Source organism: Streptomyces sp. NPDC026538, from assembly GCF_055567535.1.
The window spans coordinates 574,584-600,019 of sequence record NZ_JBVHQG010000002.1 but is presented as its reverse complement, the minus strand read 5'-3'; the positions used below and the strand labels follow the sequence as shown (position 1 = coordinate 600,019).

The following is a 25,436-nucleotide window of genomic DNA, read 5'->3' as shown; positions in this document are numbered from 1 at the left end:
CTCCCGTCCGCTCACAGGTCACGCAGCTCCTCCACGGCGGGCCGGCCGGCGCTGCGGATGCCGTTCAGGGCGGCTGCCAGTACGGCGACGACGGCCGCGCCCGCGGTCAGGGCCAGGTAGCCGCCCGGCACCGCCAGGCTCGCGGGCGGCGGGTCGAAGACGCCGGTCAGGACCTTCACGAGCATCTCGGACAGGGCCCAGCCGATGAGGGCGCCGCCCGCCAGGCCGCCGGTGGCCAGCAGCAGGGCCTCGGTGAGGACCATGCCACGCAGTTGGCCGCTCTTCGCGCCGATGACGGTGGCCACGGCGAAGGTACGGCGGCGTTCGGCGAGGCCCAGGGCGAGGACGAGCCCTCCCGCCCCGGCGGCCAGCAGCACCGCGAAGGCCAGCTCGATCCGGGTGAGTCCGGCCAGGTCGACGGAGGTCAGACTGGTGCCGACCGTGCCGCGCGTCTGCGTGAGGTCGGTGACCGTGGCGCCGGTGCCCAGCTGCTTGCGCAGATGCGCGGCGATCTGCTGCTGGTGGCTGCCGCTCGTGTCGAGCAGGAAGGCGCCGACCGCGTCGCTGCCGGTCGCCCTCGCCACATAGGCGGCGTTGGCGACGAAGAAGCTGTCCTTCGGCGCGGTCGGGAACTCCTTGACGATCCCGGCATAGTGGAAGGGCACAGTGCGCAGGGCCTTCGTACGGGCGTCCTGGATGCGGAGGTTGACGGTGTCGCCGGGGGAGAGCTGGAAGTCGTGCACGGTCTCCGCGCTGACCAGCAGGTTGTCGGGTCGCTGGGCGAGCCGGCGCATCAGTTGCGCGGCCGTGCCGCCCGAGAAGTAGGCGTCCTGGAGCGAGGTCGCCCTGGCGACGGTGGCTGGCCGGACACCGTAGAGGTCCTGGAGGTCGGCGCCGACGTAGGCGTAGCGGTGCTGGAGGGGCTCGACGTGCCGGACGCCGGAGACCTTCAGCGTGTCGGCCGCGCCCGGGCGGACCTGTGCGCCGGGCGGTTCGGTGACGGTGACGTCCGCGCCGTTGGTGAGGCGGGCGTCGACCTCGGACTGCTGACGGTAGGTGGAGTTGAAGACGGCCGTGGAGATCGCGAACGACATGGCGAGGGCGAGCAGCACCACGGAGCGGGCCAGCGGCCGCCGGCGGCGGGACAGCACGGCCGCAGTGGTCGTGGCGAGGGTCGCGGTCAGCGGTCGGGCTAGGCGGGCCAGGGCCGGTCGGCCGTGGGCGAGGACCAGCAGGGTCAGCCGCCACAGCAGCAGGGCCGCGCCCAGCCACAGCAGGGCCGGGCCGAGGAACGCCCAGTAGGAGACGGAGACGCTGGGCACGCCCTCCGGGGCGAGGACGAGGGCGTACTGGTTGCCGGAGGAGGCGCGGAAGACCAGCCAGGAGCCGGTCAGCAGCGCGAAGTCCAGGCCGTACCGCAGCCACCAGGGCGAGCGCGACCCGCGCGGCTCCCGCCTGGTGTCGGCGACGGTCACCGTGCGCAGGTCCCGCAGGGCGGGCACGAGCACGGCAGCGGCGGCCACGGCCACGCCGAGGACGAAGGCGACGGCGTACCAGAGGGCCCAGGTGCCCGCGCCCGCGCCGAAGGAGGCGGCGCTGAAGGCGAGGCGGCCGGTCAGCGCGGCGAGTCCGAGACCCGTCAGGCCGCCGACGGCCCCGACCAGCGCGGCCTCCAGGCCCGCGAGCGCGGTGATCTGGCGGGGACGCAGCCCGCGCAGCCGCAGCAGGCCCTGTTCCCGGCGGCGCCGTTCGCCGCCTGCCGAGGCGACCGCCACGGTCAGGGCGGCGGCCAGGACGGCGCCGGGGACGCCGAGGAAGAGGAAGAGGATCTGGGCGTAGAGGGCGTCCTGGCGGGCGGAGTCGAGGGCGGCGCCGAGGTTGTTGCCGACGAGCGCGGAGCCGGCCGACTTGGCCTCCAGGTTGTGTGCGGCACCCGTCACGGAGGAGAAGGCGGCGGCCGGGTCGGCCGGCAGCTTCGCGTCGCGGGCCACGTGGATCTGGGTGGTGACGTCGGTGGCTCCCCGGGTGAGGGAGGCGAACCGGGCGGCGGGCAGGAGGACGACGTTGTCCGGGGGAGCGGTCGGCTGGGACTGCGGGGGCGCGCCGATCTTCTGGAACAGCGAGTCGGCCTGGGGCAGGTCGACCACGCCGTCCACCCGCACCTGCCGCAGTCCGGCGCCGGGCAGCCGTACGCCGATGGTGTCGCCGGGGGCGGCGTGCAGGTTGGATGCGGTCTGCTGGGCGAGCAGGACGCCGGTGCCGGAGCCGGAGAGCGTGCGCAGTTCGTCGGGGAAGTGACTGCGGTAGCCGGCCGGCAGGCCGAGCGCGACGCCGGGGCCGGTGGTCTGGGTGCTGCCTCCCACGGTGGCGGTGAAAACGGTGGTGCGGGCGAAGCCGACGGGCAGGGCGGCCCGGGTGCCGCCGGCGGCCTGCACCAGCGACCGGACGGCGTTCGGGTCGGCGCCCGGCTGTACCTCGACCTGCCAGTCCACGGCGACCGAGCGGACCGCCCGGTGGGTCATGGTCGCCTTGGACGCGGTGAGGAAGGAGCCGAGCGCGGCGACCAGGGCGACGGCGAGGGCGATCCCGGCGACGGCGGCCAGGAGCCGTCCGATGCGGTGGCGGGCCAGTCCGCCCGCCCAGGCGGTGATCATGACAGGCTCCCTCGTGGGTCCGGCGCGTGCGGTGCTTCGGGTGCGAGCAGTCGGCCGTCGCGCATGCCCCGCCGAACGGTGAGCCGGGCGGCGACGGCGGGGTCGTGGGTGGTGACGACGAGGGCCGCCCCCGTCCGGTCGGCCGCCGCGAGCAGGGCGTCCAGGACACGGGCGCCGGTGGCGTGGTCGAGGCGGCCGGTGGGTTCGTCGGCGAGGATCAGCCGCGGCGCCTGCGCCAGCACGCGGGCCACGGCCACCCGCTGGGCCTGGCCGCCGGAGATCTCGTCGGGCAGCCGGTCGGCCAGCCCGGCCGCGCCGACCACGTCGAGCGCCTCGGCGACCGGACGGTGGGTTTCTTCCTGCGGGCGTCCCGCCAGGACGAGCGGCAGCGCGGTGTTCTCCGTGACGTCGAGGGCGGGGATGAGGCTCTCTGCCTGGAAGACCAGGCCCACGTCCCGCGGCCCGTGGAGCCCTGGCCGGGTGATCGTGCCGCTGGTGGGGTCTTCGAGCCCGGCCAGCAGATGGAGCAGGGACGACTTCCCCGACCCGGACGGACCCACGATCGCCAGCCGCTCGCCGGAGCGCACGTCCAGGTCGGTGCCGTGCACCGCCACCACGGCGGTGGGGCCCCGGCCGAAGGTGAGCGCGACGCCCCGGCAGGAGACGAGCAGGTCAGCGGAGGACATGGCTGCTCTCCTCGGTTTGAGCGGTTCCCTCGCATCCCTCGTGAGCTCGCCCCTCGTCCAGTGTGATCACTCGGTCGGCGCCCCGCACCGCTTCCGCGCTGTGCGTCACGATCAGCACCGCGCAGCCGTCCGCCGTCCGGTCCCGCAGCATCCGCAGCACCAACTCCTCGGTCACACCGTCCAGTTCACCGGTCGGCTCGTCGGCCAGCAGCACGGCCGGGGAGTTGGCCAGCGCGACGGCGAGCCCGGCCCGGGCCAGCTCACCGCCGGACAGCTGCCGCGGCAGCGCGCCCGCCCGCCGCCCGAGCCCCACCTGTTCCAGCAGCGCCCCGGCCCGCACCGTGGGACGGCCGCGCACCGCGTGCTGGGCGAGCCGGATGTTGTCGCGCACGGTCAGATGCGGCAGCAGGTTGCGGGACTGCAGAAGCACGCCCACATGACGCGCGCGCAGCCGGGCGCGTTCGGTCTCGGGCCGGTGGCTGATGCGCACGCCCGCCACCCGGACCTCGCCGCCCGACGGCTCGTCGAGCCCGGCCAGGCACGCCAGCAGGGTCGACTTGCCCGCCCCCGACGGGCCGACGACGGCGACCGTCTCCCCGCGCCGCACCCGCAGTGACACTCCGCGCAACGCGAGCGTCTCCTCCTCACCGGCCCGGTAGAAGCGGTAGAGCTCCCGGGCGGCCAGCACCACGTCGTCGTCCGACGGATCGGCGCGCATGGCCCTCACCGCCACGCGAACGAGTCGCTGACGATCCGCCACGGATCGACGTTGTCGGCGTTGACCGGGCCGGACAGCGTCAGGTCCACCTCGTGCCCCTGCCGGTAGAAGGCGTACCGCTCGAATGTGTCCCGCACCACCTTGCCGGTGACCGGGTCCTTGGCCGAGTCGCCCTGGTAGGTGAGAAGGACGACGGGGCCCGCCTTACGGGTCACCTGCGACACCTTCGGCGATGCGAACTTCGGGACCTGCCGACGTAGTTGAGGTACCACCGTGTTCTTGACGGAGGTGACGGTCGGGGCGGTGGAGGCGCTGGCCGTAGCGATGGTGACGCTGTTCAGCTTGTCCGTGAAGACGGTCGCACCGCCCTCGCCGGTACGGGCCCAGCCCTCCGGCACCTTCACCGTGAACCCGGTGAAGCCGCCGGTGGGACGGTAGGTCACGAACACCTGGTTGTCGGGGATGTCCCCGGGTGGGTTCGACTCGGTGGGGGCTGGATTCGCCCGCACCGGGGCCGTCGCACCGGAGCCGGAATGCGCCCCGGACGACGCTCCGGAGCACCCTGCGATCACCGCCGCGACCACCGTCACCGCGACGAGGCCGGCGGAGTTGCGTTTGTACGACATGCCACTGCCTTTCCGAGGAACTGCCGGGGCCTGCTCTCCTGCCATGTCACCGACGCTAGAGAGCCGTCGGTTAACGCCCCGCACGCCGACGGTTAGACGACGGCAAAAGCGCGTGGCGGACCGCTCACGGACCGGCCGGGGACCCGCAGGATGGGGGCATGAGACAGCGCGTGGTGCGAGTCGCCCTCACCGCCGCCCTGGTCGCCGTCGTCCTCCTCGCCGTCCCGCTGGCCCTGGCGATCAGGTCGTCCCTGTACGCCGACCAGCGCGACACCCTGGAGCGGGCGGCTCTGTCGGGGGCGGTACGCGTCAGCCCGGACTACGTGACCGGCGACCCCGTGGAACTGCCCGCGCCACCGCCCGACGGCCGTCTCGGTCTGTACGACCCCTCGCTGCGGCTGCGGGCCGGCACCGGCCCCCACACCGGCGACACGGCCGTGCGACGGGCGCTGGCCGCGGAGGTGGTACGCGGCCGGCCGGGCGGTGACCTGGTCGTCGCGGTACCCGTCTCACACGCCGAGCATGTGATCGGCGTCGTACGCGCCTCCTCGCCCGCAGCCGCCGTACGCGACCGTGTCCTGATCGCCTGGGCGGTCCTCGCCGGGGTCTGCGCCCTCGCGCTGACCGTGGCCGTCCTCGTCGCCCGCCGGCAGGCGCGGGTGCTGGCCGCGCCGCTGGAGGACCTTTCCCGGCACTGCCGGGCCGTCACCGCCGGCGACCTGAGCGCCCGGGCCGCGCCCAGCAGCGTGGACGAGATCGACCAGGTCGCGCGCACCCACAACGAGATGCTGCACAGCCTGACCGAACTCCTGCGCCGCGAGCGCGACTTCACCGCCAACGCCTCCCACCAGCTGCGCACCCCGCTCACCGGTCTGCAGCTCACCCTGGAGGCGGGGATCGCCCAGGACGACGACGCCCGGCTGCGGCCCGCCCTGGAGGAGGCCCTGGCCACCACGCGCCGCCTGCACCGCACGGTGGAGGAGGTGCTGCGCCTGTCCCGCTTCCATGGCCTGCCGCGTCGGCCCGCCCCGGACACGCCCGTGTCACAGCTGCTACGCGAGACCGAGGAGCGCTGGCACGGACTGTTCGCCCGCGACGGCAGACGCCTGGAGGCAGGAGCCCTTGAGACGGGGGACGACGTTCGCGTCCTCGGCGCCCCGGTCACCGAGATCCTCGGCGTCCTGCTGGAGAACGCGCGCGTCCACGGGCGCGGCACCGTGCGCCTCACGGCCCGCGATCTCGGGGAGGCCGTCGCCTTCGACGTGACCGACGAGGGCGCGGTGGACGGCGAGGCGTCCCGGCTGTTCGACCGCGGCCGCACCGGCGCGGGGGAGGGCTCCGGCATCGGCCTGTCCCTCGCCCGCGATCTGGCCGTGTCCCTGGGCGGCAGACTCTCCCTGACCGGCCGCCGTCCAGCCACCTTCACCCTGCTCATCCCCGTACGCCGCGAGGAGCCTGGCTCCGAGGGCGACGGCTGAGGAGGGTTCAGGCGCCTGCTGCGGTGGGAGCCGGTCGCAGCCGGGTGACGATCCGGTTCGCGGCGGTCTTCTGCAGCAGCCCGTAGGCGAGGACCGGCAGCAGCAGGTGCGGTTTGTCGGGCAGAGACGCGGTGATCAGCACCGCGCTCGCGCTGCTGTTGTTCATGCCGCAGGCGAGCGTCAGTGACGAGGCGGTAGCCGCCTCCAGCCGCAGGAGGCGGGCGGCGACCCGGCCGAGGACGAAGGAGAGCAGGCAGACCAGGGCGGCCACGGCCAGAGCGGCGGCGAACAGCAGCGGGCGTGGCCGGGTGAGGACGGATCCGAGGGCGCCGCTGGCGTTGACGTAGGTCAGGACCAGCGAACCGGCCATGGCCGACGGCGCCACCGTCGTGACCAGGCGGCCCAGCCGTCGCGCGGGCAGAACGAGTGCACCCAGCAGGCCCGCCGCGCAGGGAAGGACCACGGCGGTGAGGGTGAATCCACCCTGGGCCAGCCGGCCGGTCGCGGCGAGGGTGTGCGCGTAACCGCCGCTGAGCAGCGGCGACAGCGTCGCCAGCAGCACGGGGGTGGTGAGCGGGCTGAGCAGGGTGGAGGCCAGGACGAGGCCCACCATCGTCGGCTGATCTCCCTCGCCCTTGTCGGTCCACACGGTCGCCCCGGCGGCGACGGGCATCGCCACGACGAGGATCATCGCCGTGAGCAGTCCGCTGCCGCCGTCGGCGTCCGGGGTGCGCCGCAGGAGGAAGGCGACGAACGGCACGACCGCCATTGGGATCACGAGGTGCAGCACGAGACCGGCGAGCAGGGCCTTCGGATGCCGCAGCAGGGCACCCAGCGCGCGGACGGGGACCTGGAGGCCGGCCGAGAACAGCACCAGGGACAGCAGGAGCGGTGCGGTGTGCAGCGTCGGGTGCGACGGGGTCGGCAGGGGGTGGGGGCGGCGCAGCCACAGGCCGGGTCCGGGCAGGAACAGGGCGAGGGCATAGGACAGGACGACGGCGCGGCCGAGCCGGTGCCGCAGCCAGGACGCGGCGCGGGTGTGCATGCACCCCATCGTGATCAGACGGACCCGGCGGGGCCGGGATCGCCGCGCGCAGTCAGGATGCGTTCAGGTAACCGCTGGCAGCGTCCTGTCCATGACCTACGAACTCTCCGAGACTCCCTAGGCCGAACCCGGCGCGAGTGTCTCCGCTCGCTCCTGCCGCCCTCCGCGTTGAATCAACGAGAAGGCCGGCCTGGGCCTGACCGGAGTGTTCGTGTTCATGAGCGCGCCGCTCGCAGTCGCCTCGTCGTCCAGTTCCGCACCACGGCGTACCGCGCGGGCGTGCACCGGCGGCGATCTGGACTCCGAGCGCATGGACCTCGGCTACTGGCTCGCGGCGGTCCTGTTCGCGCTGGCCATCGCCGCCTTGGCGATCGCGCACTTCGCGCTGGGCCTGGACGCGGTGTGGACCTCTGGATCGCCTACATCCTCACCCGCCCGCTCGGCGTCTCGATGGGCGACTTCGTGTCCGACAGCTCGGGCCTGGCTACGCCGACGGGGCAGCGCTGGTGACCGGCGTCCTGGTGGTGCTGGTGGCCCTGATGCGCGTGCCCGTCGTGCGCCCGCTTCCCCACCTGACTGCTGCAGCGTGTCGAGAGAAGATGCGTCTGCCGGAGTGTCCAGTGAAGAGGAGAGTGCTCCCAGGAGGTGGTCCGACGTCCAAGAAGCCATGTCCGGCCTGCCGGGCACGCGACAGCCTCGAGAGAAGTCCATGAAGCCTGCCCGCACCACGTCCGCCACGCCCGAGCCGTCGAACCCACCTGCCCGGGGGCTCTCAGCGTGGCGGTTCGTGGCGGTGTTCGGGGGCGTCAGTCTGCTGATGGACTTCGTCTACGAGGGCGCTCGTTCCGTCACCGGCCCGCTGCTCGCTCACCTGGGCGCCTCCGCGGCCGTGGTCGGCGTGGTCACGGGGGCGGGTGAGGGCGCCGCGCTCGGGCTGCGTCTGGCCTCGGGACCGCTGGCCGACCGCAGCCGCCGCTTCTGGGCATGGACGATCGCCGGATACGTGCTGACCGCGGCCACAGTCCCGGTGCTCGGTCTGACCGGTGTGCTGTGGGTGGCCTGCACCCTGGTGATCGCGGAACGCGTCGGCAAGGCCGTGCGCTCCCCGGCCAAGGACACGCTGCTCTCGCACGCCACCGCCGGTACCGGCCGGGGCCGCGGCTTCGCGGTGCACGAGGCGATGGACCAGGTCGGCGCGCTCATCGGCCCGCTCACGGTGGCCGGGGTCCTCGCCTTGACCGGCGGCGACTACGCCCCGGCGCTCGGGGTGCTCGCGCTGCCCGGCGTGGCCGCCGTCGCACTGCTGCTCTGGCTGCGTGCCAGGGTCCCCGATCCGGTGGGCTACGAGACCACCGTCGGCACGGCGGTGCCCGAGCAGTCGCCTCCCGCCGGATCCCGCGAGAGGAGGCTGCCGCGGGCCTTCTGGGCCTACGCGGTATTCACCGCAGCGACCCTGACCGGTTTCGCCACCTTCGGTGTGCTCTCTTATCACCTGGTCGTCCGCCACTTGATGCCAACCGCGATGGTGCCGGTGCTGTACGCGGCGGCCATGGCGGCTGACGCGGTGGCGGCGCTGGCCACAGGCTGGCTGTACGACCGGCTCGGCGCCCAGGTCCTGGTCGTCCTGCCGCTGCTGTCCGCCGCTGTTCCGGCCCTCGCCTTCACCGACACGGTGGGGGCCGCCGTGGCGGGTGCACTGGTGTGGGGCGCCGCCGTCGGGGTCCAGGAGTCCACGCTGCGTGCCACCGTCGCCGACCTCGTACCCGTGGGCCGCCGGGCCACCGCGTACGGCGTCTTCGCCGGGATCATGGGAGCGGCTGCGTTGGCAGGTGGCGCCCTGGTCGGGGTGCTGTACGACGTCTCCGTTCCCCTTCTGATCGTGGTCGTCGCCGGCATCCAGGTCGCCGCGCTGGTTCTGCTGTGGTTCACCCGGGCCGTGCGGTCCACGCCCGCTCACTGAGTGGTGAACGTGCGAGCAGGCATCGGGCGTTTTGGTCACCACGCCGCTGCGCGGCCGGGCATGGAGCGACGGACACCTTCGAAAGCCGGGGCGGCACGGCACGGGGGCGGGCTTGCGGAATCTGTGTCAGCTCGTGAGCATCCCGCGGCCGAGCCAGTCCTTGGTGTCGCGGACTCCGGGCAGGGCGAAGAAGTAGCCGCCGCCGGTGGGTGAGATGTAGTCGACGAGGGGTTCGTCGATCAGCCGGGTCTGGGTGGCCTCGAACTGGCGCTTGACGTCCTGCTGGTAGCAGCAGAAGACCAGGCCCATGTCGAGGTTGCCGACATCGTCGATTCCGCGGTCGTAGTTGTAGCCGCGGCGCAGGATGCGGGAATCGTCCGTGGCGGCGGTGCGTGGGTTGGCGAGGCGGATGTGGGCGTCGAGGGGGATCGCGTTGCCGTGCGGATCCTTGGTGTAGTTGGGAACATCGGTCTCCTTGACGCCGTCGAGCGGGGCGCCGGTGTCCTTGCGGCGGCCGAACATCTTCTCCTGCTCGGTGAGGGAGACCCGGTCCCAGAACTCGACGAGCATGCGGATGATCCGTATGACCTGGTAGCTGCCGCCCCTGGCCCATGCGGGCTCGCCGGCGCCGCCCCCGACCCATATGAGGCGGTTGCTTTCTCGGGACGAGGCGACGTCTGGGTTGGCGATGCCGTCCTTGAAGCCGAGCAGGTTGCGCTGGGCGCCAATGGGGCGGGGCGTGTTCTGGAAGCCGTCGATACGCCACTTGATCTGCATGGCCCCACGGGTGTGCCGGGCGATGTCGCGCAACGCGTGCAGGACGGTGTCCTGACGGTTGGCGCAGATCTGCAGGGACAGGTCGCCGTGGCACTCGGCGGGCTTGAGGTTGTCGTTGGGGAAGGTCCGCATGGGAGTCAGGCGGCGGGGCTTGGCCGTGGCGAGACCGTAGCGGTCGTCGAAGAGGGACGCGCCGACGCCGACGGTGATGGTGAGACCGTCGGCGGGGACGGTCGGGCCGAGGATGCCGTTGTCGGAGGGCGGGGCGCCGACGCCGAGATCGGCGGGGATGCCGCCGGAGGTCAGGAAGCGGGCCCGGCTGGTGAGCGTCTTCAGCAACTCCACCAACTGCGCGCGGTCTTCGGCGATGACGGTGAAGGAGACGAAGGTGGCAGCGGCCGGCGCCGGGGTGATGATGCCGGCCTGGTGGAGGCCGTGGAAGGGCACTTCGGCGGCGTTCTGCGTCTGCGCGGCCGCCTGTGCGGTCCCGCCGCCGCTCTCGGCGAGCGCGAGCCCGCCGCCGGCCAGAACCGCGCCGGCTGCTCCCGCGCCGAGGGCCGTCTTCACGAAGGAGCGGCGGTCGGCGCCCGCCGGGCAGCCACCCTGCGGGGCGGGGGTTTCGGCGGACGGCATGGGGGCGTTCCCTTCGGTGCGTGCGGGGTCGTCGATGCGGTGGTGTGCGGTGGTCATCAGGCGGACTTCCGGATCTCCAGCAGGTCCGGGACGGGGGAGAGGTCCTCCAGCAGCTGGCCGGTGGCCCCGTTTATGCGGGCGCGGGCGGTGGCGCCGAGCTGTCCGACGGGGGTCCAGTGGCTGCCATGGTGGGCGGAGTCCAGGAGCTTCTGCAGCCGTGCGACGTCCGCGTCGACGGTCGGCAGCAGGTGCGGAGAGCGGCTGGTGAGCAGCGGCCTGAGGACGGTGAGCAGCTCGCGGGTGCCGGCGAGGTTGGCGTCGGCGGTGGCGAGGTTGGTGCCGCTGCCCTCGTCTGTGTCGCCGGTCAGCTCGAACTGCAGTGTGTTCTCGAGGACCTCGTGGGCGCGCAGCGGCAGGTCGGACGGGTCGAAGTCTTGGTGCGGGAAGGCTTTCCGTAGGCCGGCGGCGTCGGCGGCCAGTCGCTGGGCCGACGCGGTAAGCGAGGTGGCGGGCTCGCCGTGCCACAGGCCGTACTCGATGCGGTGGAAGCCGGTGAAATCCTTGTCGTGCACGCCGTCCGGCAGTCCGTCGGCCCTTCCGTCGATCTTCTGGTCGAAGTCCTCGAAGGTGCCGTAGGCGGCGCCGAGGGCGGCATAGGTGCGATGGGCGGTGAGCCAGTCGGTGCGGGCCTTGCCGAGGTGGTTGTGCCTGATGTCGTCGGCCAGGGTGCGGGTCTGGGGCACGAGGGCGGCCAGGCCCTCGTCGACGTACGTCCGGTACTGCGCGAGCGGGCCGGATAGGTCGTGTTCCGAGACCGGGACGACCGCCTTCGCCGCCCCGCCACCGGTAACGCGGACGGCCTCGGAGGTGACCGCGGTGCCGCCGCTGGGTACGCACCGCCAGGCGTATGCGCCGCCGGCGACAGTGGCGACCAGGGCGCGGGTGGTGCCAGGGGCCAGGCCCTCGATCTCGCCGTAGACAGCGTTCGTGGCCGGGTCGATGAGGTACACCTCGGCAGTCTTGTCGCCGGTGTTGTGCATCTGGAAGGTCTGCCGGCCGGGCCTGGGCGCGGTGAAACCCTCGCCGCAGTGCTTCTCCGAGACGGCGACGGTCTGGGCGGCGCCGGGCTTGGGGCGGCCGAAAGCGACGGCGAGGCCCGCGAGGAGCGCGGGGACGGTGACGACGGCGACAGGAACCACCCAGGCAGGGCGGCGCCGCGCGGGCGTCGGGGCGTCCGGGGCCGGTGCCGCCTTGCCGGAGGCCGGCTTCGGCGCCGTGGCGCGCAGGCCGTGCACGAACAGCGTCATGACCACGGCGAGATAGCCGGCGTAACCGAAGACCTGCAGCCAGGTCATGGCCGGCGTCAGGTTGAACACGCCCTGCACCAGCGTGCTGTACCAGGAGCCGGCGTCGATACTGCCGCTCAGGTCGACGGCGTACGCCGCCTTGCCGGGCAGCACTCCGCCCTCTTGCAGGTCGCGCAGCCCATAACCGAGAACACCGGCCGCGATCACGATCAGGACCGCGCCGGTGGCGGTGAAGAACTTCGTCAGGTTGATCTTCAGGACCCGCCGGTACAGGCCCCAGCACAGAGCGGCCGACAGGAGCAGCCCGATGGCGGCGCCGGTCAGAGGGCCGGAGGACTCGCCGGCCGCCTGGGCCGTGGTCCACAGGAACAGGGCGGTCTCCAGACCCTCCCGGCCCACGGCGAGGAAGGAGGTGAGGATCAGCACGCCCGAGCCCATGGCCAGCGCTCCGGTGACCTTCTCCTTGATCTCACCGGACAGGCTGCGGGCCGAGCGGCGCATCCAGAACACCATGGCGGTGACGAACGCGACCGCGATCACGCTGAGGGTGCCGCCGAAGGCTTCCTGCGCGGTCGCTGAAAGGGAAGCTGCCGTAAAGGTGAGGACCGCGCCGAAACTCATGGCAAGCGCGATCGCCGCGAGTACGCCTGTCCACACCTGCGGCAGCCGGGAGCGGGCATCGGCCCGCACAAGGGTCGCGACGAGGATGGAGACGATGAGTCCCGCTTCGAGCCCTTCCCGCAACCCGATCAGGAAACTCGGAAACACGTCATCCCACATGCGACCCTCCCCGGGCGGCCTCCGTACGAGCAGCGCCCATTAGCGTAGGCAACCCTAACTAAGACTGGACCATCATGACTACAGACCTGTAGTCGGATGGTCATGGAGCAGTAATGCAGGGGTAAAACCCGGAGCTCTTCCAGCGCGGTCTGCGGGACGACGTCGCCTTCGCCCGGCCCGGTGCCACCGACCGGGACATTGCCGACTTCCGTACGAAGTTCGTCCATGAGCTCGGGTTCTTCGCAGGGCCATGAAACCGGCGCCCCGTCCTTCACGCCGGCGATCTGAGTTCCCTGGACCTGCTTGCGGCCGTGCGCGCAAGCTGCCACAGCATGTCCTCGGGGTGCGACAGGCGTCGATACCTGTGACCGTATGGTTCTCTGCGGGTCAGCCCACACGTGGGGCCGTCAACAGTGGCCTGCTCCCCACCCTCAGCGGCTGACCAGGGAAGATGGAGAACTAGGACGGGAGTATCTAGGGTCAGCCCGTGGCTTTCATCATGGTGTGTGAAGACGACGCGGCGGTCCGCGGCGTCCTCAAGCGCGCCCTGGAGCACGACGGGCACACCGTCTCCGTCGCCGCCACGGCCGACAGCCTGCTGCGGCAGCTCGAACCGGCGCCCCACCTGGTCGTCCTGGATCTCGGGCTCCCGGACGCCGACGGCCGAGACGTCTGCCTGGCCCTGCGGGCTCGCGGCGTCGACGCGCCGGTGTTGATGCTCACCGCCCTGGACGGCCTGCATCACAAGGTGGGCGGCTTCGAGGCCGGCGCCGACGATTACATGACCAAGCCCTTCGACATTCCGGAACTGCTGGTCCGCGTCCGGGCGCTGCTGCGCCGGGCCACCGTGGTGCCCGCACCGCGCGAGGTCGTCCTCGATCCAGCGAAGCACGTGGTGACCTACGATTCGGTGAGCATGAGCCTGACCCCGACGGAGTTCCGGCTGCTGGGCCGTCTGATCGCCTCGCAGGGCGACGCGGTACGCCGCCACGCCCTCGTCGCTGCCGGCTGGCCGCACGGGGCGCAGGTCAGCGACAACACCCTCGACTCCTATGTGCGCCGGCTGCGGGCGAAGCTTGGTTCGCTGGGTGTGGCCGAGCGTCTGGCGACCGTCCGCGGCGTGGGCTACCGATGGCAGTGACGGGGTTCCGTAAGCGGGTCGTCGCACTCACGGTGCTGATCGCCACCGCCGTGGTGGCGATCCTGGTCGTGGTCTCGCACGTGCTGCTGAGCCGGGTGACGGACGCCGACGCGCACGATCTGGCACGTACTCGCGCCGAGGCGGTCGCGGCGAACGTCACCGACAAGGGCGGCCGTGTCGTACTCACGGAGAACGGCAGCGAGGCGCTGGACGAGGTCGCCTGGGTGTATGCCGACGGCCGCCTGATCGACGGGAACGTCCCGCCGAGCCTGGTCGATCGCGTCGAGGAGCTGGCGGGCTCGGGGCGATCGCAGACTGTGTCGGCCAGCGACTACCTCCTGTACGCGCGGAAGATCCCGATCCACGGCCACCACGTCATGGTGATCGTCCGGGTGGACCTCACGCCCTACGAGACGTCCGAGCAGCGCAGCCTGACCTTGTCCCTGATACTGGGCGGCCTCACGATCCTCCTCGCCGGCGGTGTCGCACACCTCGTGGTGCGCCGCGCGCTGCGGGTCGTGCACGAGATGGCCGCCCTCGCCGACGACTGGGGCCAGCACGAACCTGGGCGCCGCTTCAACCTCGGCATCCCCCGCGACGAGTTCGGAGAACTGGGGCGGACCCTGGACCACCTCCTGGAGCGCGTCGACAACGCGCTGGCGGACGAGCGCCGGCTCACCGACGAGATCGCCCACGAGCTGCGGACACCGCTCACGGTCCTGCGGGCCGAGGCGCAGCTGGCGCAGCTGTCCGGCGAGCCGGTGCCGACGGAGGCGGTGCTGAGCGAGGTCGACCGCCTCGATACGGCGATCACGACGCTTCTGCACGCCGCCCGCGCACGGACGGACAAGGGCACCCGGTGCGACCTGCGCTCCGCCGCACGGCAGGCGATCGCCGGCCGCGCGGTCGAGGTCGCCTTCCCCGCGAAGGTCGAGGTCGCCGTGGCGCCCGACGTCGCCGTGTCGCTGCTGTCACCCCTGCTGGACAACGGCCTGCGGCATGCGAAGTCCCGGGTGTGGATCACCGCCCGCAACCAGGGCGAGGCCATCGTGGTCGATGTCCTGGACGACGGCCCCGGATTCGACCCCTCGGACGTCGACCGGGTCTTCGAAGCGGGGGTGACCGGCGGCGACGGGTACGGGCTGGGGCTGCCGGTGGTCCGGCGCATCGCCGCCTCGGCCGGAGTGGAGGTCCGCGCGATCGCGGACGGCCGCGGTCACGTCGAGATGACACTCCCGGCCGCCCGTGCAACCGCGTAGTCAGGTTAAGTGCAGATTCCCCGCGTAAACCTCCCCGCATGACAACGACAACGGAAGCACGCACGCGCAGCGGGCGCCTCATGCTCAACAAGGTCCCCGAGGTCACCATCTGGTTCTGGGTGATCAAGGTCCTGTGCACGACCGTCGGTGAGAGCTTCGCCGACTGGATCAACATGAAGCTGGGCGTCGGCCTGGTGAACACCGCCTGGATCTTCACCGCGGTGTTCGTAGTGGTCCTGGCCGTCCAGCTGCGGCTGAAGCGGTACGTCCCGTTCCCCTACTGGCTGACCGTGGTCGTTGTCAGCGTCACCGGCACCCTGTACACCGACATCCTGACCGACCAGCTCAACGTGCCGCTGTGGATCAGTTCCGCGGTCTTCTCGGTGCTGCTCGCGGCGGTCTTCGGCGTGTGGTGGGCACGGGAGCGCACACTGTCGATCCACTCGGTCACGACGCTGCCGCGTGAGTCGTTCTACTGGCTCGCCGTTCTCGTCACCTTCGCGCTCGGCACCGCGACCGGCGACTGGACCCTGGAACTGACCGGCTGGAGCCCGGGAGTCTCGGTCCTGCTGCCGCTCGGCCTCATCGCGGCGATCACGGCGCTTTGGAAGTTCGGCGCCAACCCGGTGCTGTCCTTCTGGCTCGCCTACATCCTGACCCGCCCGCTGGGCGCGAACATCGGCGACTGGCTCGCCTCCCCGAAGGTCGCCCAGCCCGGCGAGCCGACCGGCCTCGCCCTGGGCACGTTCACCACCAGCCTGATTTTCCTCGGCCTCATCCTGGCCACGGTGATCTACCTGACGGTGACGCGCTCGGACGTGACCGAGACCCACGAGGCGACCCACGCCGCACACACCACCGGCGACCCCCGCAAGGAGCGCGTCGCGCTGGCCGGCTTCGGACTGCTCGCCGTCGCCACCGCGGGCCTGCTCGTCTGGGCCCACGGCCAGCCGCACGTCGGCCCGGCGCCGGAGGAGGACAACACCTCCGCCGTCCAGATGGCCCCCGGCCAGGCGGTGAAGAAGTTCCCGCCCGCCAAGGTCGCCGCGCTGAAGACCCTCGCCTCCACCTCGCTCAAGGACGCACGCTCGGGGAACGAGACCGGGGCCCACGCGGCCGCCCAGAAGCTGCGTGACCTGTGGGACGCCGACCAGGCATCGCTGCAGCCGCTGGACCAGACCGGCTGGACCTCCATCGACGCCCAGATGGACAAGATGCTCAAGACGTTCGGCATCGACCACTCGAACCCGCCGATGTCTCCTGCGCAGCAGGAGAAGGAACTGAACACCCTCCTGACGGACATGGGCTGACAGGCCGCACAGCGCCCGGCCGGCCACCCGGCCGCGCAGGCTCAGAGTGCCGAGGCTGCGCAGAGAACCGCGCTTCCTCGGCACACACCGGGGAACCTCGGACACCGCAATGCGGCTGCAGCCTCGCGTGGGGCGGTTGCTGACTGGATGGCGTGGGCCGAATGAGTGCAGGCCCTACCGCGCGAACAGGCGAGGGCCAGTCAAATCTTCGTCTCGGCCGTGCAGGCGGCTGCGATCCGGTGTGGCAGGCGTGCCCATGGCAACAGAGTAGACAGGTCGCTCCCCTGTAGGCCGCCTCACAGACCGCGCAGTTCCTCCACCGCAGGGCGCCGGGCACCGCGGATGCCGTTCAGGGCTGCGGCAAGTACGGCGATCAAGGCGGCCAGTCCGGTCAGGGTCATGTAGACGCCGAGGCACCGCCAAGGCGGCGGGCGGCGGGTTGAACACGCCGGTGAGTACCTTGACCAGCATCTCCGACAGCGTCCATTCCATGACGGCACCCCCGGCCAGGCCGCCTGCGGCCAGCAGCAGGGCCTCGGTGAGGACCATGCCGCGCAGCGGATGTGTGCGTGCGCCGAGGACGGTGGCGACGGCGTAAGGTGCGACGGCGTTCGCCGAGGCCAAGGGCGAAGACTAGTCCGCCGGCTCCGGCGGCCAGCATCGCTGGCAGGAATCCCTAGCCGGGCTGCGCGAGGCCCGCCCCTTGGGCGGTGTCTCGGGCCGTTCGTGCCCTGGTCGACGGTTCGTGCCCTGGTCGACGACCGACAGCTCGTAAGGGGGCGGCAAGGCTGTCCGTCAATGCCGGTCCTGAGTAGAAGAAGAGTCAACACAGGGGCAGCTCGTCAGGGCCATATTGAGCACCGGTTCGGGCGAAGCCTTTCGGCTGTGGTCGGGTCATGCCGTTGTGTCGGGATCGATGGGACGGTTGCGCAGTGCCGTCCCGGACGGGGGTCTGACTCATGAGATATATGACCGAAGTGTCCAGTCACAGGCGTGTCGACTGTCGTTGCGGGACAGCACCTGCAGGTACCGAACCACAGGGCGTGTCCCAATAGGGGCCTTGCCGAGTTCCAGGCGCCATCACGGTTCAGACCGCCCGAGCGGGCCGGTGCCATCCACCCAGCACGTCATCACGTGGGAGGCGATTCATCATGACGAGCCGACAGCGCACCACCTCCTCAAGCACGGATCCTCCCGTGCGGCGCGAGGTCGTTCTGGGCGTGGACACGCACGGCGAGGTGCATGTCGCCGCCGTGGTCTCCCCGCTCGGGAAGATCTTGGGGACCGAGTCCTTTCCGGCGACGGCGGCCGGCTACCGGCAGCTGCTTGTGTGGGCCCGCAAGCGGGGAACGGTGCGCCGGGCCGGCGTGGAGGGCACCGGTACCTTCGGCGCGGGTCTGTCCCGCTACCTGCTGGCGCAGCATGTAGCGGTGTACGAAGTGAACCGGCCCGACCGCTCGGCCCGCCGTCTGTGGGGGAAGTCGGACCCGCTCGATGCGCAGGCCGCGGCGCGGGCCGTGCTCAGCGGTCGCGCCCGGGCCCGGGCCAAGTCCGGCGACGGTCCGGTGCATAGCGCCCGGATGTTGAAACTCGCCAAGGACTCCGCGGTCAAGGCCCGTACCCAGGCGATCAACCAGCTCAAAGCCGTCCTGGTCATCGCCGACCCCGCACTGCGGGAACAGCTGTCCAGCCTGGGCAACCGCGAGTTGTTCCGCACCTGCGCACGCCTCGGCCTATCCGGCGGTGGGGGAGACGAGGACGCGGTGGCCCAGGCCACCCACCTGACATTGCGTATGCTCGCCGAGCGCGTTGAGCAGCTCACCGGGCAGATCGATGAGCTGAACCAGCGCCTGACCCGGCTCGTCGAACGCCACGCCCCGCAGCTGCTCGAACCGGTGGGCATCGGTCCGGACAGCGCCGTCACTCTCCTGATCGCCATGGGAGACAACCCCGACCGGCTGAACACCGAGGCGTCCTTTGCTGCCCTTTGCGGAGTCAGCCCCATGGAGTACTCCTCGGGCCGTCGGAGCACGCACCGACTCAACTACGGCGGCGACCGGCAGGCGAACGCCGCCCTGCACCGCATCGTCTTCACCCGGCTGCGCCACGACCCACGGACCCAGGCGTACTACGAACGCCGCACCCAAGAAGGCAAGACCCGCCGCGAGATCATCCGATGCCTCAAGCGATATGCCGCCCGCGAGGTCTTCAACCTGGTCAGACCGGTTTCCTGCGCCCCCGCGTTATAGGGGCGTCGGTGATACGGCGAGGCCCCCTGGCCCGTCCTGACGGGACCTCTGCCCAGCCGTGAGACGACGAAGCCGCACCGGAGCGCTCCGGTGCGGCTTCGTCGTGAGATCGGGTGCGCCGGCGAGGGCGATGCGGTCGGCGCCTTTTGCGGTCCGTGTTCGTGGGACGCTTTCCGGGACGCGGGGATTTGCGATCGCACTCGCTCTCCCGTCCATACGAGGGATCCGCTCCTCTGACGGCACGCCCCGGACACGGATGGGGCGCTTCCTCCCGAACCGCACCGGGAAAGCCCAGCTCAGGCGCGAGCGCGCCCGGCATTGCGGCGTGTAACCCAGCCGAGGACGACGTCCACCGCGAGGAAGCCGGCGAGGGGGATCCCGAGCAGCGGGACGTAGTAGCCGACGACGGCGACCACCGCGACGCAGGGCGCCAGCACCTGCACCGGAATCTGCCGCCAGGCGCCGCGGGAAATCGGGCGGCCGAAGGCGGAGCCGCGGCCACGCTGCCACCACATGCGATAGCCCAGAGGATGAGGAGGATCAGGGCCAGGGCGAGGCCGGCCAGTGCGACCTGGTTGGCGAGGCGGGCCAGGGTGCCGGTGTGGGCGTCGATGCCCCACCGGGTCAGCTTGGCCAGCACCGGGTAGTCGGAGAAGCGCAGCACGTCGGTGACCTTGCCGTGGCCGGGTCGACGGCGATCGAGTCCGGCTTCTCCGGCCAGCTGCGCTGGATCTGCCGCACGACGTAGGCGGAGGAGGAGTCCGCGGGCGGCACGATTTCGACCGGGTCGGACAGGCCCTCGGCGCGGGCCGTCTTCAGGATGACGTCGAGCCCCACGTCGGACCGTGCGTCGTAGTGCGAGCCCATAACGCCGCGACTGTACTGCCTGCCGTCGAAGCAGGCACCGGGGTCGAGTTCCCAGGAGATCCCGGGGGCCCGGGGAGTAGCGTGGGAGGGCGAGGCGAGTCGCGTGTTCGCACCGGCTCCCGAAGACGGGTGGTCCTCATGACCGGCTCCGATTCACCCCCTGATTCGCGGCATCTGCCGAGCGGTGTTCACGAGGCCGTACGGCCTGGGTGCGCGCTCCTGCGGCTGGAGACTACGGGGTCGCGGGAAGGTGTCCTGGATGGTGCGTGGTGGCCGCGGTCGCGCCCCATCGGTGCCGAGCTGCCCGAGCTGCTGAGCGCCCTCACCAGGCACCTCGGCCCCGTCACCCGCGTCGGGCTGGACACCGCAGCCTGGGCAGGGCTCCCGACGCGGATCGTCGTCGACGACCGGGTGGTGCACATCGACTCCTTCCCCGTGGGTGACGACACGGTCCTGATCACCCGGGGCGACCAGGACCTCTTCTCGCTGCTGGTGGTCCCGCCGAACGCGACACCCGAGGCCGCCCGCGCTGCGATGGCCCAGGCAGTGCGGGCAGACAACATCAGCCAGGCGGAACAGATCCTCATCGATACCGGGAGCGGGCAGGAGCCGTCGGACTGATGCTCCGTACCTCGACCGAGGCCGGTGAGGTCAGTCGCGCCACTCCACCATGAGCAGCGTCGCGTCATCCGTGGTGTGTCCGCCCCGCGCCCGCTTGAGCGTGTGGGACAGGGAGCGCGTCACCGCCCGGACCCCTCGGCCGGTCCTCTCCAGATGGTTCACACAGTCGATCAGTTGGTCCTCCCCGAAGTCCTCCCCGCCGGACTTGTGCTCCTCGACCACTCCATCGGTGAAGCAGAGGACGTGGTCCCCGCGCTCCAGCCCCAGTTCGCTGACCCGTGGCTCTGAACCGCCCAGGCCGACCGGGAGGGTCGTCGGGGCGACCAGGCGCTGCGCGACGCGGTGGTCGCGGACGAGTATCGGCGGCGGGTGTCCGGCATTGACCCACTGCACCCGTCCCGTCGTCGTGTCCAGCTGCATCATCTGCACGGTGACGAAGTGCTCGGGACCGAACTGCTCCGCCACGGCGCGGTCCATGACGTCGTAGATCTCCGACAGTCCGATGCCGAGGCGGCGGGCGTGGCGGTAGGCGCCGATGGCCACGGTGGCCATCGTGGCCGCGTCCAGTCCGTGGCCCATCGCATCGATCATGACCACGTGGAGGACGTCGCCGTTGAGGGCGTAGTCGCCGTTGCCCTGGCGGCGAATCTCCTGGCCACGGGATCGGCAACCCTCGGCCCGGCCCGAAGCCGTCATGCGCGCCTCACCTACGAAGTCAACGCCTTTGGCCGTGAGAGGGATACCCGCCGAAACGGAGCAGAATGATGTTGCCGGCGCCTCGCACTGCGCCCAGCATGACAAGCTGCGCTTGCCCACCCCCGAACCCAGGAGATCACCATGACCGCAGAGCCCGTATCTACGGAAGGTTCGGAGCCGGCTGTCCCCGAGACGTCCCCTCTGGAGCCGGACAGCGACGGCAACTACGACCTCAAGCGCAAGTTCCGCGAAGCCCTGGCGCGCAAGCGCGGTGCGCAGGCGGACGCCGCTGACATTGCCGCCAAGTCCGATCCGTCGAAGGTGCGTTCGGCGCATGGCCCGGCTGCGAGCCAGCGGTCGTTCAGGCGCAAGAGCGGCGGCTGAGTCGATGAGTCCCGCGATCTACTGACCTTCAATGCGTGATGTCGTCATCGTGGAACGGGCACGACTCCGGTGCCGGAGAGGCAGCCGTCGAGAACGGCATGGCGGTACTGGAGCTGGCGTAACCCCCGCCGGACGGCGGTGATCAGGTCTTGAGGGTCGGCGAACGCACGGTTGGCCGGGGTGGTGCGCCGCAGTACCGACCAGATGCCCTCGACCGGGTTGAGGTCCGGTGCGTAGGGCGGGAGCTGGTAGACGGTGAGCCAGTCACGTTCGGCTATGTAGCGACGCATCCCGGCCGTCAGGTGCGTGGTCAGGCCCCGGCGGCTGGCACATAAGTCCGTACCCGGTGTTGCACGGCGGAGTCGCGCGGCTGGGTACGGTCGGTGGTTCGTGCGCCTTGCACAGCGCCTCCGAGTCGGGCACGCTGGCGACAAAGTAAGACTGTGTGTGCGAGTGCCCGATCCGGGAGGTGGCATGGAGGCGATGAGCCCGCAGGGCGCATTGTTGACTCAATGCATCGCCCGGCTTCCTGAGCGTTCGCTGCCGCGGCACGCCTGGGCTGCGGAGGTGCTTGTTGAGCAGCTTTGGGCCTGTTCCGTCGGAGCCGGGAGCGAAGAGTGGCGCCAGCTCTTGGCACCTATGATCGCCGATCAAGGCGTTGACGCCCGCCGGGTCCGCGGCGAGGTCTGGCAGCTTGCTCGCAGCGGCGCTCTCGAACCAGCTGGAGTAGGCCGCCTAGCGCGGTTTACCGTGACCCCAGAGGCTGTCGAGGAGTCGAAATTCGTGGCGCCGGTTGTCTGCTCGGCCGATGCAGTGCTGACGCAGGCGGTTGATCAGCTCACAGCTCGCTTGTTGGCTTCCTCGAAGTAGGCGAGGGACTTCCCGTCCTGCAACGTGGGGGCCACTTGCGACGCGCCTACGCGCCGCCATGACGCTTGCTTGCGACGCAGGAGGGTCAGTTCGACCCCGCCAGTGACGGAAGCCGCCGTGACTCTCCAGCTCTCGTCCTTCCACAGATGGCGTGCCTGCCAGGTGCCAGGCTCAGTTTGCTGCCAATCAGCGATCTTGATCGCGGCCAGGGCCGTGCTCATGTCGCGAGCGGTCGTGAAGCGCCGCTCTGGATCTGGGTGTGTGGCCTTGGCTACCAGCTGGCGAAGTCGTCGGCAGACCCAAGCGGGTAGTTTGCGGTCTTCGGTACGCAGCGGCGGGAGGCCCTGCTGGAGCGCGTCGACGACGTCGGTGCGGCTGTAGGAGGCGTAGTCGAACTTCCCCGCCAGCAGTTCAACGAGGACCAAACCAAGGGAGTAGAGGTCCGACGCTGCTGTGACGCGCGGTCCGATCATGATCTCGGGAGGTGAGTACGGATGCGCCACTTGAATGGGCGGCGTGGACCCAGAAGCGTCCATCCGGCCTGCCACGCCCAGGTCGCCGATCTTGACGAGGTCGGCATCGCCCGTGAGGAACAGGTTGGGGCTCTTAATGTCGCGGTGCAGGATTCTGTGGTGCTCGTGCATCTCACGCAGTCCCTGAAGCGCCGACTGGATGATCTGGAGGGATTTCGTGGGCGTGAACGTCCGGCCGGCCTCTAGGGCGTCGGTGATGCTTCCCGCTTCGTAGTACGGCATGAGAATCTCGATCACGCGCATCGGCGGCGGGTAGCCGGGAACCCCCGCCACGGCCCGCACAGGCACGATGTTGCGATGCTTGATCCTCTCCATGAGCTGAGGCTCGATCAGGTCCGCGTCGTCGTGGAACTCGGCAAGATCGACGCACTTGCCAACCAGCCAGTTGCCCAGGTGCGGGTCCCACCACACATGCACTTCGTGGACGCCCAGCGGCATGCTGTGCAGGGACTCGTAGTCCAGGACCAGGCGTCGCTTGTGCTCGGTCACCACTCTGCTCTCCGTTGATCGGGGTGGCGCCGGGGCTACCGGGCGGCCTGGGAGTTTGACTCATTCAGCGCGGCGAGGGCTGCGGCGAAGGCATCGCCGCGCCCGGCCCAGTATCTGGGGCGGGCGGACAGCCCCAACTGCGCCAGCTCGACACTGTCAATCGCGGTGGGCGGCACACCGATGAGCTTGCCGATCTTCTCGGTCTTCCACTCCTCACAGCGAATGCCTTCCTCATGACAGGCAAGCTGGACCAATGCTTCCAGGGACGCGCGATCGGCGGCCTGCCGGTAGGCCCACTGCGCGTTCTTGCGGGTGGCCACCAAAACCACGAGGTCGGGCGAGAGGCCATGGATGTCCTGCTTAATGCGACGGTAGATGTCCGCGACGAGATCGGCTCCCGTCAGCCCGTCCGCTTTGCCCAAACGCTCAGGGGCGCCGGCGATGGGGGAGGCGACCGGATCGGACCGGAGAGCGCCGTACTGGAGGGCGCCGGCGGCAATGGCGATGCCAAGGACTTTCACGTATCCACAGCTTTCAGACGGGACAGGGGAGTGCGGGCTAGTACGGTCGTGCGGCAGTGCTAGTGATTCAGCTGCTGTCCAGGCAGAGACCGGGCCTGGACGGGAGAGAACTCTGGCCTCCACCATCGATTCCGACAGGGACAAGCCCGAACACGAAGTCGTTCAACTCCTCCTACGGGATGAACAACTGCCCAGCGATATCGGTTGTTCTTCGCACTCAGCATGTCTCATGACACATGCTGTCGATCACGAGCCAAGCGCTGGGCCTGGGGGATTTCGCCGCTCGTGAAGCCCCCGGGGCCAGCGCGCCTCAACGGCTGCCTGACACAGTTGGAGCGAAGGGCCTCCATGCTGCGTGCCCGGGGGCCCGGTGATGGTGGTTCAGTCCTTGTCGGGCCGGCCCGGGGAGATCAGGAGCTCCGCCGGGTCGGTCAACCCGGTGTTGTACTCGTTGACGATGAGCTTTGCGAGGGGGGCAGAGCGGGAGGAGGAGCCGCCACCGCCGACCGTGTTCGCGATGGACGACTCCTTCCACTGCGCGACTGTGATCGGCTTGCGCCTGCCGTGACCGGCAAGCTTCCCGCTAAGGCGGTCGAGCCGGGCGCCGGGGTTGCGGTCGAGGACCATCGCGACGGCGCGCAACATGATCCCCTCCCACGTCGCGGGGGTGCGACCCCACGCGTCCTCGACGACCTGCAGCACCTGAGGGATCAGCGGGGAGCGCCCCTCGGGGAGAACGAGGGGGTAGATCAGGCTCCCGCTCTCGTCCCGGGCGGCGTGCTTCTCGTCCATCACCGCGAGGGCGGTGAGCGCCTGGACCGCGCCGATCTTGTTCGCCGAGGTGCTGCCCGAGATGCCGAGATCGCGGCTCTCAACCTCGGCGAGGATACGGGTGTTGCGCGGGTCGCCAGCGGTGATCGAGACACGGAAGATGTCGAACGGCTTCACGGCCTTGCGGTCGCGGTTCGCTGCGAGGAACAGCTTCGCCTCCTGCTCGTCGGAGAGCCCCTCGTAGACCATGCAGTCCCGGAGGAAGTCCGGGCCCTCCTTCTCGACCGCCACCTCCGTGGAGTGCTGGCCGTCGAGAAGGTAGTACCGGCCGTCCTCCCGGAGGGAGACGATTGCCGGGAGTAGCGCGAAGGGGTCCCACATCTTCGTGAGCCGCGCCGTCCACGCGGCGTCCTTCTTCCGCTGCGTGGCAGGGCCCGCGTCCTCGGCGGTGTTGGTGCCAAACAGGCGAGCAGAGTTGAGGGTCTGATCGACGTGCAGGTCCCCGACGGGGATCTCTGCGTAGGACTTCCGGACGGTCTTCGTTCCGGACTGCGCCGGGACGGTGGCGGTCAGTGCCACGTATCCCCCTTGATAGTGGTCAGGTGACACTCAGTCAACCATGGGAATTTCTCGCGCGTCAAACTATCTAGCGTCTTGATATTTCTCGCGTGTGCGAGCCGTGGTCTTCACCTCGGCGGTGCTGGTGCTCCGTCAACGCCGTGCTCCGCAGGGGCAGCCTTGTGGAGCTGATGCTGGAGGGCTTCGTTGTCGTGGAAAAGGTCGGCGATCGCGGTCTGGGCGGCCTTGAGTTTGTTCTCCAGGAGCTCTTGGTCAGGTGCTGGAGGCGTGACCATTCTCAACACGTAGAACTTGACAGAGAAGGCGCCCGCCGGCGCGACGCCCGCGGGCAGGCCGGGGCCGGTGGCGGACGCCCGGGCCGATGCGTGGTCGCCGGCCTGCCGCGGGCCATGACTGTGGGGCTGGCCGTGATGTTCGTCCTGCTGCTCTGAGCCGAGCCGCTCGGCGGGATGCGAATGCTCACCTGTGCGCGGAGCCCCGGC

22 protein-coding genes and 3 pseudogenes are annotated in these 25,436 nt (G+C 70.7%); 10 read left to right on the top strand and 15 right to left on the bottom strand.

Features of this window, described 5'->3' with window-relative positions; translation table 11 throughout:
- Positions 1-11: 11 nt before the first annotated feature.
- Genes ACZ4N4_RS09625 through ACZ4N4_RS09610 form a run of 4 tightly spaced genes read right to left on the bottom strand, consistent with a single transcriptional unit; the run spans position 12 to position 4,684 of the window.
- A complete protein-coding gene (locus tag ACZ4N4_RS09625) occupies positions 12-2,654 on the bottom strand; it encodes an ABC transporter permease (RefSeq protein WP_467586321.1) in 2,643 nt (880 codons plus the stop codon).
- A complete protein-coding gene (locus ACZ4N4_RS09620) occupies positions 2,651-3,340 on the bottom strand; it encodes an ABC transporter ATP-binding protein (RefSeq protein ID WP_467586318.1) in 690 nt (229 codons plus the stop codon). Before ACZ4N4_RS09620 ends, ACZ4N4_RS09625 begins: the two co-directional genes overlap by 4 nt.
- Positions 3,327-4,058 (bottom strand): ABC transporter ATP-binding protein, encoded by a 732-nt coding sequence (locus ACZ4N4_RS09615; RefSeq protein WP_168218172.1) that lies wholly within the window; start codon positions 4,056-4,058, stop codon positions 3,327-3,329. Before ACZ4N4_RS09615 ends, ACZ4N4_RS09620 begins: the two co-directional genes overlap by 14 nt.
- Positions 4,059-4,063: 5 nt before the next feature.
- On the bottom strand, positions 4,064-4,684 hold the full coding sequence (locus ACZ4N4_RS09610) for a hypothetical protein (protein WP_467586315.1): 621 nt from the start codon (positions 4,682-4,684) through the stop codon (positions 4,064-4,066).
- A gap of 158 nt (positions 4,685-4,842) precedes the next feature.
- Between ACZ4N4_RS09610 and ACZ4N4_RS09605 the strand changes: the two genes are divergently transcribed.
- Positions 4,843-6,162, top strand: a complete 1,320-nt coding sequence (locus tag ACZ4N4_RS09605) for a HAMP domain-containing sensor histidine kinase (RefSeq protein ID WP_467586312.1) — start codon at positions 4,843-4,845, stop codon at positions 6,160-6,162.
- Between the two features lie 7 nt (positions 6,163-6,169).
- Here ACZ4N4_RS09605 and ACZ4N4_RS09600 read toward each other — a convergent pair whose 3' ends face one another.
- Positions 6,170-7,207, bottom strand: coding sequence for a bile acid:sodium symporter family protein (locus tag ACZ4N4_RS09600; RefSeq protein WP_467586309.1), 1,038 nt, complete (start codon positions 7,205-7,207; stop codon positions 6,170-6,172).
- Between the two features lie 286 nt (positions 7,208-7,493).
- Here ACZ4N4_RS09600 and ACZ4N4_RS09595 point away from each other — a divergent pair.
- Both ACZ4N4_RS09595 and ACZ4N4_RS09590 read left to right on the top strand, forming a co-directional pair.
- Positions 7,494-7,920: pseudogene (locus ACZ4N4_RS09595) on the top strand (hypothetical protein); the annotation flags it as partial.
- Positions 7,921-7,994: 74 nt separating this feature from the next.
- Positions 7,995-9,167 (top strand): MFS transporter, encoded by a 1,173-nt coding sequence (locus ACZ4N4_RS09590; protein WP_467586306.1) that lies wholly within the window; start codon positions 7,995-7,997, stop codon positions 9,165-9,167.
- Between the two features lie 126 nt (positions 9,168-9,293).
- On the opposite strand, the gene efeB is transcribed toward ACZ4N4_RS09590, so the two are convergent.
- The 3 genes and pseudogenes from efeB to ACZ4N4_RS09575 all read right to left on the bottom strand — a co-directional run.
- Positions 9,294-10,577, bottom strand: coding sequence for an iron uptake transporter deferrochelatase/peroxidase subunit (gene efeB / locus ACZ4N4_RS09585; protein WP_467587672.1), 1,284 nt, complete (start codon positions 10,575-10,577; stop codon positions 9,294-9,296).
- 56 nt (positions 10,578-10,633) lie between these two features.
- The gene (gene efeU, locus ACZ4N4_RS09580; RefSeq protein WP_467586302.1) at positions 10,634-12,664 is read right to left on the bottom strand and encodes an iron uptake transporter permease EfeU; all 2,031 of its coding nucleotides are present in this window, start codon (positions 12,662-12,664) and stop codon (positions 10,634-10,636) included.
- 191 nt (positions 12,665-12,855) lie between these two features.
- Positions 12,856-12,975 (bottom strand): annotated as a pseudogene (locus ACZ4N4_RS09575) (DUF6624 domain-containing protein); the annotation flags it as partial.
- Between the two features lie 176 nt (positions 12,976-13,151).
- On the opposite strand from ACZ4N4_RS09575, the gene ACZ4N4_RS09570 reads away from it, so the two are divergent.
- From ACZ4N4_RS09570 to ACZ4N4_RS09555, 4 genes are all read left to right on the top strand, one after another.
- Positions 13,152-13,805 (top strand): response regulator transcription factor, encoded by a 654-nt coding sequence (locus tag ACZ4N4_RS09570; protein WP_307070316.1) that lies wholly within the window; start codon positions 13,152-13,154, stop codon positions 13,803-13,805.
- Positions 13,796-15,064 carry a sensor histidine kinase gene (locus tag ACZ4N4_RS09565; protein ID WP_467586299.1) on the top strand — a complete coding sequence of 423 codons (1,269 nt, stop codon included), beginning with the start codon at positions 13,796-13,798 and terminating at the stop codon, positions 15,062-15,064. The genes ACZ4N4_RS09570 and ACZ4N4_RS09565 overlap by 10 nt, the downstream gene beginning before the upstream one ends.
- Before the next feature lie 38 nt (positions 15,065-15,102).
- Positions 15,103-16,374 (top strand): COG4705 family protein, encoded by a 1,272-nt coding sequence (locus tag ACZ4N4_RS09560; protein ID WP_467586296.1) that lies wholly within the window; start codon positions 15,103-15,105, stop codon positions 16,372-16,374.
- Between the two features lie 1,151 nt (positions 16,375-17,525).
- Complete coding sequence (locus ACZ4N4_RS09555) at positions 17,526-18,623, top strand: IS110 family RNA-guided transposase (protein ID WP_467586293.1); 1,098 nt, start codon at positions 17,526-17,528, stop codon at positions 18,621-18,623.
- Here the strand turns inward: ACZ4N4_RS09555 and ACZ4N4_RS09550 are convergent.
- Both ACZ4N4_RS09550 and ACZ4N4_RS09545 read right to left on the bottom strand, forming a co-directional pair.
- Entirely contained in the window at positions 18,592-19,344 is a 753-nt protein-coding gene (locus tag ACZ4N4_RS09550; protein WP_467587669.1) for a hypothetical protein, read from the bottom strand. The genes ACZ4N4_RS09555 and ACZ4N4_RS09550 overlap by 32 nt on opposite strands.
- A complete protein-coding gene (locus ACZ4N4_RS09545; RefSeq protein ID WP_467586290.1) occupies positions 19,248-19,490 on the bottom strand; it encodes a hypothetical protein in 243 nt (80 codons plus the stop codon). The genes ACZ4N4_RS09550 and ACZ4N4_RS09545 overlap by 97 nt, the downstream gene beginning before the upstream one ends.
- 138 nt (positions 19,491-19,628) lie before the next feature.
- Between ACZ4N4_RS09545 and ACZ4N4_RS09540 the strand changes: the two genes are divergently transcribed.
- Positions 19,629-20,111, top strand: a complete 483-nt coding sequence (locus tag ACZ4N4_RS09540) for a DUF5994 family protein (protein ID WP_467586287.1) — start codon at positions 19,629-19,631, stop codon at positions 20,109-20,111.
- Positions 20,112-20,141: 30 nt separating this feature from the next.
- On the opposite strand, the pseudogene ACZ4N4_RS09535 reads toward ACZ4N4_RS09540, so the two are convergent.
- Positions 20,142-20,738: pseudogene (locus ACZ4N4_RS09535) on the bottom strand (PP2C family protein-serine/threonine phosphatase); the annotation flags it as partial.
- 210 nt (positions 20,739-20,948) lie between these two features.
- Here ACZ4N4_RS09535 and ACZ4N4_RS09530 point away from each other — a divergent pair.
- A complete protein-coding gene (locus ACZ4N4_RS09530) occupies positions 20,949-21,191 on the top strand; it encodes a DUF5302 domain-containing protein (RefSeq protein WP_381100774.1) in 243 nt (80 codons plus the stop codon).
- Between the two features lie 44 nt (positions 21,192-21,235).
- Here the strand turns inward: ACZ4N4_RS09530 and ACZ4N4_RS09525 are convergent, their stop codons facing one another.
- The 4 genes from ACZ4N4_RS09525 to ACZ4N4_RS09510 all read right to left on the bottom strand — a co-directional run bounded on the left by ACZ4N4_RS09525 (position 21,236) and on the right by ACZ4N4_RS09510 (position 24,954).
- The gene (locus ACZ4N4_RS09525) at positions 21,236-21,667 is read right to left on the bottom strand and encodes a transposase (RefSeq protein ID WP_467586284.1); all 432 of its coding nucleotides are present in this window, start codon (positions 21,665-21,667) and stop codon (positions 21,236-21,238) included.
- Between the two features lie 357 nt (positions 21,668-22,024).
- Positions 22,025-23,083 (bottom strand): serine/threonine-protein kinase, encoded by a 1,059-nt coding sequence (locus tag ACZ4N4_RS09520; protein WP_467586281.1) that lies wholly within the window; start codon positions 23,081-23,083, stop codon positions 22,025-22,027.
- Between the two features lie 35 nt (positions 23,084-23,118).
- Complete coding sequence (locus ACZ4N4_RS09515; RefSeq protein WP_467586278.1) at positions 23,119-23,604, bottom strand: hypothetical protein; 486 nt, start codon at positions 23,602-23,604, stop codon at positions 23,119-23,121.
- A gap of 381 nt (positions 23,605-23,985) precedes the next feature.
- The gene (locus tag ACZ4N4_RS09510; protein ID WP_467586275.1) at positions 23,986-24,954 is read right to left on the bottom strand and encodes a DUF6551 family protein; all 969 of its coding nucleotides are present in this window, start codon (positions 24,952-24,954) and stop codon (positions 23,986-23,988) included.
- 161 nt (positions 24,955-25,115) lie between these two features.
- On the opposite strand from ACZ4N4_RS09510, the gene ACZ4N4_RS09505 reads away from it, so the two are divergent.
- Complete coding sequence (locus tag ACZ4N4_RS09505; protein WP_467586271.1) at positions 25,116-25,385, top strand: hypothetical protein; 270 nt, start codon at positions 25,116-25,118, stop codon at positions 25,383-25,385.
- Positions 25,386-25,436: the final 51 nt, after the last annotated feature.

Coding starts and splice junctions, on each gene's coding strand:
- ACZ4N4_RS09625 (WP_467586321.1), bottom strand. CDS start 2,654: ATGATCACCGCCTGGGCGGGCGGACTGGCCCGCCACCGCATCGGACGG.
- ACZ4N4_RS09620 (WP_467586318.1), bottom strand. CDS start 3,340: ATGTCCTCCGCTGACCTGCTCGTCTCCTGCCGGGGCGTCGCGCTCACC.
- ACZ4N4_RS09615 (WP_168218172.1), bottom strand. CDS start 4,058: ATGCGCGCCGATCCGTCGGACGACGACGTGGTGCTGGCCGCCCGGGAG.
- ACZ4N4_RS09610 (WP_467586315.1), bottom strand. CDS start 4,684: ATGTCGTACAAACGCAACTCCGCCGGCCTCGTCGCGGTGACGGTGGTC.
- ACZ4N4_RS09605 (WP_467586312.1), top strand. CDS start 4,843: ATGAGACAGCGCGTGGTGCGAGTCGCCCTCACCGCCGCCCTGGTCGCC.
- ACZ4N4_RS09600 (WP_467586309.1), bottom strand. CDS start 7,207: ATGCACACCCGCGCCGCGTCCTGGCTGCGGCACCGGCTCGGCCGCGCC.
- efeB (WP_467587672.1), bottom strand. CDS start 10,577: ATGCCGTCCGCCGAAACCCCCGCCCCGCAGGGTGGCTGCCCGGCGGGC.
- efeU (WP_467586302.1), bottom strand. CDS start 12,664: ATGTGGGATGACGTGTTTCCGAGTTTCCTGATCGGGTTGCGGGAAGGG.
- ACZ4N4_RS09565 (WP_467586299.1), top strand. CDS start 13,796: ATGGCAGTGACGGGGTTCCGTAAGCGGGTCGTCGCACTCACGGTGCTG.
- ACZ4N4_RS09560 (WP_467586296.1), top strand. CDS start 15,103: ATGACAACGACAACGGAAGCACGCACGCGCAGCGGGCGCCTCATGCTC.
- ACZ4N4_RS09555 (WP_467586293.1), top strand. CDS start 17,526: ATGACGAGCCGACAGCGCACCACCTCCTCAAGCACGGATCCTCCCGTG.
- ACZ4N4_RS09545 (WP_467586290.1), bottom strand. CDS start 19,490: ATGGGCTCGCACTACGACGCACGGTCCGACGTGGGGCTCGACGTCATC.
- ACZ4N4_RS09540 (WP_467586287.1), top strand. CDS start 19,629: ATGACCGGCTCCGATTCACCCCCTGATTCGCGGCATCTGCCGAGCGGT.
- ACZ4N4_RS09530 (WP_381100774.1), top strand. CDS start 20,949: ATGACCGCAGAGCCCGTATCTACGGAAGGTTCGGAGCCGGCTGTCCCC.
- ACZ4N4_RS09525 (WP_467586284.1), bottom strand. CDS start 21,667: ATGCCACCTCCCGGATCGGGCACTCGCACACACAGTCTTACTTTGTCG.